Source organism: Trinickia symbiotica, from assembly GCF_003028655.1.
GTDB classification, from domain to species: Bacteria; Pseudomonadota; Gammaproteobacteria; order Burkholderiales; family Burkholderiaceae; genus Trinickia; species Trinickia symbiotica_A.
The window spans coordinates 12790-25309 of record NZ_PYUC01000012.1; the positions used below are offsets into that span (position 1 = coordinate 12790).

General features: G+C 65.2%; 12 protein-coding genes. 2 read left to right on the forward strand and 10 right to left on the reverse strand.

Annotated features, from left to right (window positions below):
• Positions 1–10: 10 nt before the first annotated feature.
• The 10 genes from C9I57_RS22420 to C9I57_RS22465 all read right to left on the reverse strand — a co-directional run bounded on the left by C9I57_RS22420 (position 11) and on the right by C9I57_RS22465 (position 9395).
• Positions 11–1234: a PepSY-associated TM helix domain-containing protein gene (locus C9I57_RS22420; protein WP_107152836.1), complete on the reverse strand. Its 1224-nt coding sequence runs from the start codon at positions 1232–1234 to the stop codon at positions 11–13.
• A 180-nt stretch (positions 1235–1414) separates the two neighbouring features.
• The gene (locus C9I57_RS22425) at positions 1415–1921 is read right to left on the reverse strand and encodes a dihydrofolate reductase (protein WP_107152837.1); all 507 of its coding nucleotides are present in this window, start codon (positions 1919–1921) and stop codon (positions 1415–1417) included.
• Positions 1922–1993: 72 nt separating this feature from the next.
• Positions 1994–3430 carry a sigma-54 dependent transcriptional regulator gene (locus tag C9I57_RS22430; protein ID WP_107152838.1) on the reverse strand — a complete coding sequence of 479 codons (1437 nt, stop codon included), beginning with the start codon at positions 3428–3430 and terminating at the stop codon, positions 1994–1996.
• Positions 3431–3531: 101 nt separating this feature from the next.
• The gene (locus C9I57_RS22435) at positions 3532–4953 is read right to left on the reverse strand and encodes a hypothetical protein (protein ID WP_107152839.1); all 1422 of its coding nucleotides are present in this window, start codon (positions 4951–4953) and stop codon (positions 3532–3534) included.
• 156 nt (positions 4954–5109) lie between these two features.
• Positions 5110–5979 carry a peptidase C39 gene (locus C9I57_RS22440; RefSeq protein ID WP_107152840.1) on the reverse strand — a complete coding sequence of 290 codons (870 nt, stop codon included), beginning with the start codon at positions 5977–5979 and terminating at the stop codon, positions 5110–5112.
• A gap of 6 nt (positions 5980–5985) precedes the next feature.
• Positions 5986–6696 (reverse strand): C39 family peptidase, encoded by a 711-nt coding sequence (locus C9I57_RS22445; RefSeq protein ID WP_107152841.1) that lies wholly within the window; start codon positions 6694–6696, stop codon positions 5986–5988.
• Between the two features lie 65 nt (positions 6697–6761).
• Complete coding sequence (locus C9I57_RS22450) at positions 6762–7868, reverse strand: hypothetical protein (RefSeq protein ID WP_107152842.1); 1107 nt, start codon at positions 7866–7868, stop codon at positions 6762–6764.
• A gap of 30 nt (positions 7869–7898) precedes the next feature.
• Positions 7899–8369 carry a hypothetical protein gene (locus C9I57_RS22455; RefSeq protein ID WP_146166250.1) on the reverse strand — a complete coding sequence of 157 codons (471 nt, stop codon included), beginning with the start codon at positions 8367–8369 and terminating at the stop codon, positions 7899–7901.
• Positions 8370–8545: 176 nt separating this feature from the next.
• Positions 8546–9013: a hypothetical protein gene (locus C9I57_RS22460; protein ID WP_107152844.1), complete on the reverse strand. Its 468-nt coding sequence runs from the start codon at positions 9011–9013 to the stop codon at positions 8546–8548.
• Between the two features lie 10 nt (positions 9014–9023).
• On the reverse strand, positions 9024–9395 hold the full coding sequence (locus C9I57_RS22465; RefSeq protein WP_107152845.1) for a hypothetical protein: 372 nt from the start codon (positions 9393–9395) through the stop codon (positions 9024–9026).
• Between the two features lie 510 nt (positions 9396–9905).
• Between C9I57_RS22465 and C9I57_RS22470 the strand changes: the two genes are divergently transcribed.
• Together C9I57_RS22470 and C9I57_RS22475 are read left to right on the forward strand one after the other, a co-directional pair.
• Positions 9906–11276: a sigma-54 dependent transcriptional regulator gene (locus tag C9I57_RS22470; protein WP_107152846.1), complete on the forward strand. Its 1371-nt coding sequence runs from the start codon at positions 9906–9908 to the stop codon at positions 11274–11276.
• Between the two features lie 259 nt (positions 11277–11535).
• The gene (locus C9I57_RS22475) at positions 11536–12507 is read left to right on the forward strand and encodes a thymidylate synthase (RefSeq protein ID WP_107152990.1); all 972 of its coding nucleotides are present in this window, start codon (positions 11536–11538) and stop codon (positions 12505–12507) included.
• Positions 12508–12520: the final 13 nt, after the last annotated feature.

Below are 12520 nucleotides of genomic sequence, written 5' to 3' on the forward strand. Positions count from 1 at the left end.
GCCGGGAACCTTATACGGGCGTACGCTCGCGTTCACGAGCCGGACGTCGTGCCGCCGCGGCCGCCAGTCGGCGCGCCCGCGCTTTCTTCAGCCAGATCGCGAGACCTGTCACGCTCAGCACGGCTACGGCCAGTCCAGTCATGCTGACGACGACGCGCCCGGCAAGGCCCGCAATGCGGCCCGAATGCAACGGAAACTGAGCTTGCATGAAAAGATCGCCGGCTGAGCCTCTGCCTGGAATCTGCCGGCCCGCCGGGGCGCCCGTTCGGGCGTCCCAATAGAGCCACGCATCGCCGAGCCCCGCCTCGTTGCGGTGACCGCTTGCATCGCAGTAGCGCACGCCGTACGCGGCGAGTCCGGGCGCGTACAGTAGCGCGCCGGGCGTATGCGGAATGTGCTCGCGTTGTGCCGCCGCCTCAGCAATTTGGACGATTTGCTCGCGGCTTAGCACGGGCTCGTGCGCCAACACAGGCTGGCGTTGGGCGCGCGACGTGAACGGCGTCGGCTCGAGCGGCGAGAACCGCGAGACGATCGGCCGCACGACAGGATCGGCGAGATTCATCGAGACGGAGGTGACGGCGACGATCGACAGCACGGCCCAGAGCCAGACCCCTCCCGAGCGGTGCAGATCGAACACGAGCGCATAGCCGCCGCGCTTCATGCGGAATGCGAACGACTTACGCCATGTCTTTGCGCTCGGGAACGCGATCAGGAGCGCGACGATGCAGTCGATCGTCCAGACGATGCCGACGATTCCCATCAGCCATCTGCCGATATCGACGCCGCCGCGCAATGGCAGGAAAAGCGTGTAGTGCAGCTTGTAGACGAACGGCAGCAGATTCAATCGCGAGAGCGACGGCGCTCCCCACGCACGCCGGCCTTGGATGGCGCCCGTCACCGGATCGAGCGCCACCTGGTTGAATCCGAGCTCGTACGGTTTGCCCGTTGCGGGATTCGTGCGGCCCGCGACGCCGACGATGAGCGTATGGCTGACCTTCACCTGCAGCGGAAGGTAAGTGACCGCAACGCGCGGATCGGCTGCTTCGAGTCGTTCGGCAAGCTGGAGCGGCGCCTTTGGCATACCGGGCGTGACGGAACGGAAGAAGGCCGGATTGAGCGCCGCATCGAGTTCTTGATACCACGCGATGACCGCGCCGCTCAGTCCCGCGACGACGAGGAACGAGGCCGTCGCAATGCCGAACCAACGGTGCAGGCGGACGAGAAGCGGCCTCATGTGAGGTGGCTCGTTCGGCTGAAGCCAAAGTCACCGCGGTTCTCGAGCGAAGCCGCTGATGCGGAGGCGAAAAAGAAGAACCTGCTCGGCACGAATCGAGCCTCATGCGAATGAGAATGATTCGCATTCTATGATGGCTGACGAACCGCCGCAAGCCGGCTGGAACCGCCGTGTCGCGCCTTAACCGGGAGGGGCGATGCGCCGATAGACGACGCGCGCGTAATCGAAGCCGTCCGCTCCTTCCTTGTGGTGCGATTCGCGCGAGATTTCTCGCCATTGCGCGCGATCGGGTGCTGGGAATGTCGCGTCGCCTTCGAAGTCGGCTGCGATTTCCGTCACGATGAGCTTGTCGGCGAATGCGATGCCTTGTTTATAAAGCTCCGTGCCGCCGATCAGGAAAGCCTCGGCGGCGCCGCCGGAGGCGGCAAGCTCGAGCGCGGCGCGGATGCTCGTCACGGTCTCGCAGCCTTCGAAGCGGCGAGAAGCATCGCGCGTCACGACGATGTTGCGGCGTCCCGGCAACGGCCGGCCGATCGACTCGTGTGTCTTGCGGCCCATGACGATGGGCGCACCCATCGTCGTGCGCTTGAAAAAGGCGAGGTCTTCGGGCAAGTGCCAGGGCAGGCGATTGTCGCGGCCGATCACGCCGTTGCGGGCGCGCGCGACGATCAGGGTCAACGTCGTCATCGAAAAATCGTCAAGAGAGCAAAGCGGGATTGGCGCCGATTGTACGCGACAGGCGGCGCCCTCGACCTTCGCTCACTTTTGGCACGCATCGCCGTTCGGCGGCCTGCCCGGCCGCTCGGGGAGCCTAGGCGGCAGCGGCGAACCGTCGGGTTTGTCGTGCTCCGGCGTACCGGCCTCACGCAGACCGTGCGCGGCCATCAGCCGGTAAAGCGTCACGCGTGAAATCCCGAGGTCGGTCGCGGCTTCGTTGAGCCGATGCCGATGACGCAGCAGCGCGGACTCAATCGCGCGTTTTTCGGCGGTGTCGCGCGCCTGCGCGAGCGTCATCGATTCTTGCGCGGCGAACTGCGCGAGATCGAGGTCCTCGGCCGTGATCAGCTTGCTCTCCGCCATCACGATCGCGCGCCGCACGCGATTGATCATCTCGCGCACGTTGCCGGGCCAGCCATAGCTGTACATCGCCTCGATCGCCGACGGCGCGAAGCCGCGAATCTTGCGCGAGCTATCGGTCTTGAACTTGTGCAGGATGTGATGGGCGAGTATCTCGATGTCCTTGCCGCGCGCGCGCAGCGGCGGCTCGTCGATGCGCAGCACGCAGAGCCGATGAAAGAGGTCCGCCCGAAAACGTCCGTCGCGCATCGCCCCGATGAGGTCGACGTGCGTGGCCGAGATGACGCGCACGTCGACCGCGATCGATTCGCGTCCGCCGAGCCGCTCGATCCGGCCTTCCTGCAAGAACCGCAGCAGGCTCGCCTGGCTCTCGAGCGGCAGATCGCCGATCTCGTCGAGAAAGAGCGTGCCGCCGTGCGCGGCTTCGACGCGCCCGATCTTGCGTTGATGCGCGCCCGTGAACGCGCCGCGCTCGTAGCCGAATAGTTCGGACTGCAGAAGGTGGTGCGGGATCGCGCCGCAGTTGATCGCGATGAACGGCTCCTTGCGGCGCGGCGAGCGCTCGTGGATCGCGAGCGCCGTGAGCTCCTTGCCCGTGCCCGACTCGCCCGAGATGAACACCGCGGCGTCCGTGTTCGCGACCTTTCGGATCGTGCGGAAGAGCTGCTGCATCGGTTCGCACGTGCCGACCATCTCGTCGTCGCCCGCGGCGGCCACGCCTGCCACCATGTCGAGGTCGCAAAGCGTCACCATCCCATAGGCATGACTCAGCAGATAGTCGACGGTCGGGTGCGCGACGGGCAGCTTCACATAGTCGAAGCAGTAGTTGCGAATCAGCCGGCGGATGTCGGGCTCGACGAGCCGTTCGGGATTGGCGAGCGCGATCCAGCCGATCTGCTGCTGGCGCAGGCTCGTCTCGAGCGCGGAAAGCTCGCGCAGGGTGAAGCGCGTGATGTCGATGAGGCCCGCGCTCGGCAGATCGGGTTTCGTGAGCCGAGCGGCTTCGCTCGGCGAGTGCGCGATCGACACATTCCAGCCGCGGCTCGTCAAGTGCTCGACGAGCGCTTCGTCGGCGGCGCGCGCCACGTAGAGGAGCGCCCTTTCGTGTGTGACGTTCATAACGACGCATTCCTTCGCGTCCGCGGCCGGCGGCAACGGCGTGCCGGTGGCGGACGGCGCAACGGGGGTGAGGTGAGGGGGTTCGCGCACAATGTCTGCCCCTAGAAGGTGTAAGGGAAGCGCACGCCGACGACGAAGTTCGGCGCGTCGGGTGTGAGCCCGACCGAGACAGATCCGTTGATCGTCAGGTGCTTGTTCACCACATGGTTCAAGCCGAAGTTCAGTGTCGCGGCCATCGTTTCGCTGCCCGGTACGCTTTGCCAGTCTTGCCCCGGCGCCTGCGTCTTGCTTTTCGGCTCGATCGCCATCGTGTAGGAGATGCTGGCCGAATCCTTTTCGGAGAAGGCGAGCGCGGCACCCGCGCCCCATTGCACGATGTCGCCGAGCTTTACCTTGGCGGGCTGCGTCTGGCCGACGACGGACGAGATATCGGAGAAGGAGCGGGCGACGTTGTAGGTGTACGAGACGCTGCCGAACAGCACGATCGGATCGAACGTCTTCAAGAGCGACAGACCGCCCGTGATGTTCCAGAAGCCCGTGCCCGTCGGCAGCTTGCTGGGCGCGACGAGGTTCGTGTTGTTCGGATCGAGCTGCACGAGCTTGATGCCGAACGGCGATGTGCCGGTCGGCGCTTTCACGCGCAGGCTCCCGACTATGTCGGGCCAGCTCGCGCTTTCCTTGACGAACTGGTAGTAGAGGCCGAAGTTGACGTCGCCGAGGGCGTTCGAGGTGGCGGATGCGTCCGACAGCGTACCCGCCGAGCCGCCGGCGCCGCCGACGATGAAGTTGCTATATCGGTAGACGTAGGGGACGTCGACGTCGATGCTCACGCGATCGGTGAGCCCGTAGCGCACGTCCAGGTCGGTCATCAACTGATGCGATTTCGTCTCGCCGAGGTTGATGTTGCCAAGAAAGATCGCGTCGAGCGCGAGGAACCCGGACAACTGCAACTGACGACGATCGTAGTAGGTGTCGCTGATGCCCCAGTCGAGGGTAAGCCTGCGATCGAAAAGCGGCGCGTGCTCGCGCTGGGCGACGGCCTCTTCCGCTTCGGTGCGCGCGGGCTGCGCGGCCTTTTGCGATGTGCCCACGGCACCGCTCTCGTCGGCCCCGGCGGCGGAGGCGGGCACGGGCGGGCGCGCCGGCACGCCTGTGGCGGTCTGCCCGCCGCCGCGAGGCGCGGGCGCGCCCGGCGTGATCTGCGCGAGCGCTGGTGAAGCGGCGTCGTCCTGGCGCGGCGCGGACGCCGAAGCCGCGCTCGTCGACGATTCGCCCGAGGCCGGGCTCGCCGCGGCGCCGGCGAGGCCGCGGCCGCGCTGCTCCATTTGAAGTTCGGTGACCTGCTGCTCGAGTGAGCGAATCCGTTGTTGCTGCTGATCGATGACGCGCATCAACGTATCGAGCCGTTCTTCGACGGACTGATTCGTGAGCGTTTGCGCATGTCCGGCAGGCGTGCACGCGAGCAGCGCGGCCGCGGCCGGAAGGGCCGTCAACCTCGTATGCCGCGACGTCTTGCTCGACATGCTGGACATTGTTCTTCCCCCGGTTCGCGGCTCTCGCGCTTTTCCCCGTTTTGCTGCCGCGCGTGCCGCTTGTGTTGCTTGTTACGATTCGTGCGAGAGCGCGGTACGACTCCGCGTTTTCGCGATTGCCCCGCTCGCGGCGAGGTCTCGATGACGTCATCTCCTCATGTAGGCCGTGTTGCGCAGCGCTTCGAGCATGCCGAGTTGGCGCACGAGCGCCGCCGGCATCGGTTGCGTTCGCAGGCTCAGCTGCAACTGGTTGGATACGGCCTGGGCATTGCCGACGATCCGCACGAATTGGGCGATCGTTCCGCTTTCATGCGCGGTGCCGGGCGCGATCGTTTGTGTCGCCGCGCCAGCCGGTGTCCGCAGCGCGAGCGTGACGCCGCCACTGCCGAACGCGATGCCGGATTTGATCGTGCCCGCCGCGTTCGCCGCGCTCGCGCTCGGTGCGTTGTTGCCTGCGAGCGGCTGCGCTTGTGCCCCGTTGAAGTCGATGACGGCCGAGTTGATGCCGACGTTGTTGTCGCCGGCCACTTGCGTCAATTGCGAGACGCCGCTGATCGCGACGTTCTGACCGCCTCGCGCGCTCGAGCCGGGACTCGCGCCCGCTCCGATGCCCGCGCCGTTGCCGTTGCCGTTGCCATGAGCGGAATCCGATACGCGTGCCGCTGTCGAGACTCGGGCGTCGAGCGCGCGGTTCGCGTCATCGACGACGAGCGAGCCTTGCGCGCTTGCGCTCGCGCCATTCGGCAAGCGCCATTGCGAAAGCACGTTGAGCACCATGCCGTCGATCATCGCCGAGCCCGCATACTTACCGGTCTGGCTCGCGAGTGTGGCGTCATCGACGGGTTGCCATCGAGCGGAGTCGGTCGACGAACTGTTCACCGAGAAGATCTGCGAGAGCGAGCAGCCGCCACATCGGCCGCCGGCGGAATCGACGACGCCCGCGTGTGCGGCGACGGCCATGACCGCACCGGCTGCGAATATCAGCGCGAAGCCGAGGGGAAAGGAAAGCGCGTTCATGATCGGTCAAAACCAGTCAGCTCGCGACAAGCCGTAGTCGACGAACGGCGTCGTGGCCGTGCTCGTCATGAGCGCTTGCGCACGCAGCTTGTCGGCGAGCGAGACGTTGCCGGCGAGGAGCGGCGAATCGTCGAGAAGCGGCTTGCCGAGCACCGCGAAGACGAGTCCGTTCCAGCTCTCGACGAAGTTCGACTCGGAGACGATGCGATTGCCGAGCGCGGGGTCCGCGATGAAGACGCGGCCATCTTGCGCATGTTTGACGATGACGAAGTGGTCGTAGCCTTCGATGTTCATGAGCACGAGCACGGGGACGCGCAGGTGATAGAGTGCGTCGACGCTCACGCGAAAGCCGCGTCCGCGCAGGCCCATCGTTTCGACGAACTTCTTCATGTCGAGCATGGAAAAGCCGTTCTTTACGACGATTTCGGGCGTCGAGAACGCCATCATCCGGCGGATCAGTTCCGTTTCCGCTATGTCGATGCCATAGCCGTATTTGAGCAGCGTCGCGAGCGCGGCCGAGCCGCAGCTGTAGTCGAACTGCTGGCTCACGACATGGCTATAGCGAATTTCACGCATCGAACGCACCGTTTTCGTGACTGGCACGCCTGCAAGCGTAGACGTGTCGATGGTCGATTGCGCGTTGCTTCGCGCACATATCGCGACGCAAGCGAGCACAAAGGTGGCTCGCCATGCCGCGAGCCGCGGATGCCCGGACATGTCCGTTACCCCGAGTCGAAAAGCGCCGGCCGCGCTCGAGCGACCGACGCGTTACACGTGAGCGGCTAGTGCGCGCCGGCGGCGGCGATCGCGAGCCCGTTGTGTTGCAGGTTGCCCGCGCCGCCCGCGATGTTCACGCCGATGTTGCCGGTCGATCCCGCGAGCGCGCCCGCGCCGAGCAGCGCGGTGCCCGCGATCGAACCGTGAAAGTCGAGCGATGCGGTTTGCGAGGTCTGATCGGTCGCGGCCATCGCAACGGCCACGGCGTCACCCGGATTCGACTGCGTCGTCGCGGCGGCGAGGCTGTTGTTCTGCACGTTGGCCGCGCCCGACGACACGTTGACGCCCACGTTGCCGGAAATGTGCTGCAGCGAGTTGTCGCCGATGGACGCATTGAGCACGAAGTTGTTGATCTTGACGTTGCCGCCCGACGATTGCGAGCTGAAGATCTGTGCGTTGCCGAACACGTTGCCGGTGTCGACGGATGCAAGCGAAGCGTCGTTGCTTTGCGCGTTCGCGATACCTTCCGTGACGTTGATGCCGACGTTGCCCGAAATGCCGTTGCCGGCGCCGCTGCCTGTAGTCGCCGTCAAGGTCGTCGGCGCCTGAGTGTCGATGTAAGTCGTCACCGAGCCGGATGTGCTCACGTTCGTCGAGTATTCCGTGCTGCTGAACGCCCATGACGCGTGGTGCGTTTGCTCCGATTTCGAATTCCATTCATGCGTGCTGGTCTTGTGCTCGCCGAGCGACTGCCCTCCCGAGCCCGCGTTGTCGCTCCATGCACTGAACCACGTCGTATCGCTGTCAGTATCAGACACCCGATGTGTGCCCGATCCGGAAGACGAAGTGGAGCTGGTGGCGAAGCCGCTCCCGCCGACGGAGCGATAGTCGTTCTCGACCGTGGTCGTGACCGAGCCCTTGAGGTAGGTGGACGGCAGCGCGTCGAGCACGACGTGCGGGGCGACGTGCTGCGCGTTGTTGACGACGGCACCGACGGTGCCCGATACGGACGCGCAGCCGAACAGAAGCACATTTCCTTCGATGCCCACGTGCTCGTCGACGACAGTCGCGTTGAACAGGTAGGCATGATGGCCCGAGTGAGCGAATGCGCTGCCGGACGCGACGGCGAAAAGCGCTGCGGCGACGAATATTCGTTTGAGGTTCGTTTTCATTTTTGACGCTCCGATATCAAGGTTGCTGCGTTAGAAAAGAGTGCCCGCCGGGGGACGGAGCACAAAACTGTTTGCCGTGGTGTTTCCGGCGCCTGCTGATTGGTTGACCTGGACGATGCCGCTCGCATGTTGAAAGGCATCGTCGGCGATGCTTGCTTCGCGCAGGCCGCCCCGGTCCGTTCTGTTATCGAACCGTTGGTTGCGCGGCGCCACCGCGGACAATTCGCTGTCGGTAAGGGCCTGAGCCTGTGCCGATGCCGTGCCGAGCACGACGCTGTTGCGCTGGAGATTGGCGATGCCGGCCGCCTGATTCACCGATATCACCCCCGCTCCATACGAGAAGGCATTGGCCCCGATCGTCGCGCGCGCGATCGATACGTGACCTTTGGCGCGCGTGGATTGGTCGATACCGCTTGCCGCCAACCCCGCCGTATTGACGGCGATCACGGTTGCATTGCTCTGTGCGTTGGCGACGCCCGCCGCCTCGTTGATCGCGATCACGCCCGTCGCGCCTGCCAGCGCTCCCGCGGAAACGGACGCGTCCGCGCTCATCGCCGGCGCGGGTAGCGCTTGCCCGAGCGCAGGCATCGCTACGCACAGGAAGAAGGCGGACAAGCACGTGTATTTGGCCGGTGAATGCTTGCCGGCTTGGCGCAGGAGAGCGTTCAAGACGGCGTTCATTTGAGCGCTCCGAGTGCTGCGCCGAGCGGCGCGAGTACGCCCGTCACGGACGAGGTGACGGCGCCTCCGATACCCGCCCCTTGCCCGGCAACGCCCGCGCTCGTCGCGGAACGCGCGCCGGCCGACGAGCCGAGACCGAGCGTCGCAAGCGTCGCCTTTCCGGCGGCTTCGATAGGGCTCGTTGCGGCGAGGCCTCCCGAGCCGTGGGTATGCTCGAGCTCGAGGTCGGACATGAGTCCGGCGACGGTCGGGCCGAACGCCCGGGTCGGGAACGTCTCGACCTTCGAGGCGATGGGGTTATCGGTCTTCGGTACGGAGTCGAACGCGTCGCGCGGCGTGATTTGCCGTTTGACGACGATGTCGCCCGGGTTCGCTTGCTCGGCGACGGCATGGACGGGCGCCCACGCGGTCGAGAGCGCGGCGAATGCGGCCATGGCGATGAGGCGAGCGCGGTGAGCGGTCATGGCCGTTTCCTCACTTGCGCGTGTAGTTGACCGCGTTGGACTGCACGGCGCCGGTCGTATCGACCGGCATCGGAAGCGGCGCGGGGGCGGGGCGGGCAAGCTCGTCCCAAAGTGTGACCGAGTTCGCGCCCGGCGATGCGTCGGGAAGCGCCGCAATGGTGACCATGCCGGCATGCCCGCCGCGCTGGCGGGCGAGCATGCTGTCGTCGAGCGCGCACGCCGCTGCAAATGGCGTACGCGCGTCGGCTGCGCACACATCGGTCATCCCCTCGGCGAGGGCAGCCGAGGGCGCGCCGAATGCCGCAAGCGCCGCTTGCAGCGTGAGCGCGAGGCCGGCGGCGAACGCGCGTTTGGCCAGACGGGTGAAGGGAAGCGATGGCATGACGGTACCTCCGTGGTGCGCCGCTTAGAGCGAAACGCATGCCATCGCCGGGAGACCGCCGTGCCTGTTGAGGTCCGCTTGCATCGACTGCAAACTCGCCGAAGCCGCGGACGAAAATCGTTTCAGCGTTGAAACGGGTCGGAAAAAATGAAATTAACGATCGGATGCGGTAAAAACGGCGCTGTCGTAAAACAGCCACGCAATAGGGTTAAAACTGAAGCGCGGGTGTGCCACTGGCGGCTGGAAGCCTTCTCCGGCGGGTCCAGCTTCAATTTGTTACATGCGTCTCATGCCGCAAGCGTGGGCCGTATAGTAAGCTTGGCATCAGTTTCACATCCTTAATAAGACCAACCGACCGCCTTTTCTAATAATAATTTTTATCGGGGGCAGCTTCCAGGGAGAGACAGAGCGATCGGCGCTTGCATGGCAAGACGCTGATGGAACGCGCGTTGCGGCGTTGCCGCGCGCGCCGTCATCCATTACGTTCGTCATAGAAAGAGGTCTGAAGAAATGGAACCCGCAACACGTCAACTGATTTACGTCACGCGAGAGGCGAACGCTCGGCTGAGTGCTCAGTTCAACCAGCGCGGGTGGCATGTCGACGTGGTCGCGAACGCGCGGGATGCGCGACGTGCGCTGCGCGGCGATGCAGTCGCGGGCGGCCTGCTCGATCTGTCGAGCGGGTTCGACGAGCAGGAAATCGGCGCGCTTGAAGCGTGCCTGACCGCGCCGCGCGTGGGCTGGGTGGCCGCCACGGCGCCGGGCCAACTACAGGATACGGCGTTGCGCCGTCTCGTGCGCGACTACTGTTTCGACTACGTGACCGTGCCGTACGAGGACCGTCGCATCGTCGATTCCGTCGGCCACGCTTACGGCATGGTCGTCCTGTCAGAAACCGACGAAGACACGACGACGCGGGTCGGCGAGGGCGAAATGATCGGGTCGTGCGAGGCCATGCGCACGCTTTTTCGCGCGATTCGCAAAGTCGCCATGACCGACGCACCCGTTTTCATTTCCGGTGAATCCGGCACGGGCAAAGAACTGACGGCCGTCGCCATTCACGAGCGCTCGCCTCGACACGATGCGCCTTTCGTCGCAATCAATTGCGGCGCGATTCCGCCGCATCTGCTGCAATCCGAGCTTTTCGGCTATGAGCGGGGCGCGTTCACCGGCGCGAACCAGCGCAAGATCGGCCGCATCGAGGCCGCCCACGGGGGAACGCTCTTTCTCGACGAGATCGGCGATCTGCCGCTCGAAAGTCAGGCGAGCCTGTTGAGATTTTTGCAGGAAGGCAAGGTCGAGCGGCTCGGCGGTCACGAAGGGATTGCCGTCGACGTGCGCGTGATTTCGGCAACCCATGTCGACATGCATCAAGCGATGGTCGAGGGGCGTTTTCGCGCCGATCTCTACCATCGTCTTTGCGTGCTGCAGATCGACGAGCCGCCGCTGCGCGCGCGCGGCAAGGATATCGAGCTGCTCGCGGGGCACATGCTCGAACGCTTCAAGAAAGACGCGAGCCGCCGGTTGCGGGGCTTCTCGCCCGATGCAATCGCCGCGCTCCACAACTATCGATGGCCGGGCAACGTGCGCGAGCTCATCAATCGCGTTCGGCGCGCCATCGTCATGTCCGAAGGGCGGCTCATCACCGCACGCGATCTCGAACTCGCCGAGTATGTCGAGATCGTTCCGGTTTCGCTCGCCCAGGCGCGCGAGGCGGCCGAGCGGCAGGCGATCGAGCTCGCCTTGCTGCGACACCGCGGACGGCTCGGCGACGCGGCACAGGAGCTCGGCATCTCACGTGTCACGCTCTATCGCCTGCTCGGGTCGCATGGGATGCGTCACATCGAGGTTCATCAGGGTAGCGAGCAGATGACGAGTTGACGAGTTGACGGCGCAAGGCCTCGCTGCTCGAAGCGCAGCGGCGGTCGGTCGATGGCTCGGTGCCTTGCTTCGCGCCGCGCGAGCAGCGGGGCGCAGTGCCGGTGCCGGCGGGATTGCGCGACGGCTTGGTAGAATCGCGGAAATGCGGGCGCTGAAACGCGCTGTCGTCCACGGCGCGGGCGAGAAGAGCGTCGAGCCGCGCGAGCCATGTCGAGCGCCGCATCGCAAGCCGCACCGAACGCCTGAGGACCCCCTTCGCATGAAACAGTATCTCGACCTCGTCCGCACCATTCTCGAGACAGGCACTTGGCAGGAGAACCGTACGGGCATCCGCACGATCAGCATGCCGGGCGCCATGATGCGCTTCGATCTGCAAGAAGGCTTCCCCGCGGTCACCACGAAGAAACTCGCGTTCAAATCGGCGATCGGCGAGCTCGTCGGCTTCTTGCGCGCCTCGCGCAGCGCCGCCGATTTCCGCGAGCTCGGCTGCAAGGTCTGGGATGCGAATGCCAACGAGAACGCGCAGTGGCTCGCGAATCCCTATCGCGAAGGGCCTGACGACCTTGGCGACGTCTATGGCGTCCAATGGCGCAAGTGGCCTGCCTACAAGGTGCTCGATGAAAAGGCACCGGCTCGCATCGCCGACGCCCAGGCGCGAGGCTATCGGATCGTCACGCGCTTCGAGGAAGACGGAGCGCGCAAGGTGCTGCTCTACAAGGCGATCGATCAACTGCGCCAATGCCTCGATACGATCATGTCCAACCCCACTGATCGACGCATTCTCTTTCATGGCTGGAATCCCGCCGTGCTCGAAGAGATCGCGCTGCCGGCCTGCCATCTGCTTTATCAGTTCCTGCCCAACGCCGTGCGCAAGGAGATTTCGCTCTGCCTCTACATCCGCAGCAACGACGTGGGGCTCGGAACGCCGTTCAATCTCGTCGAGGGCGCGGCGCTACTCTCGCTCGTCGGGCGGCTCACCGGCTACGCGCCGCGCTGGTTCACCTACTTCATCGGCGATGCGCACATCTACGAGAATCAGCACGCCATGCTCTTGAAGCAACTCGAGCGCGAGCCGTTCCCGAGCCCGAGGCTCGCGATCGCCGAGCGCGTGCCCTCGTACGCCGAGACGGGCGTTTATGCGCCCGAGTGGCTGGAGAAGATCGAACCCGGCGATTTTTCGCTAGTGGGCTATCGGCATCATGAGCCGCTGACGGCGCCGATGGCTGTTTGATCGTTGCGCCTAC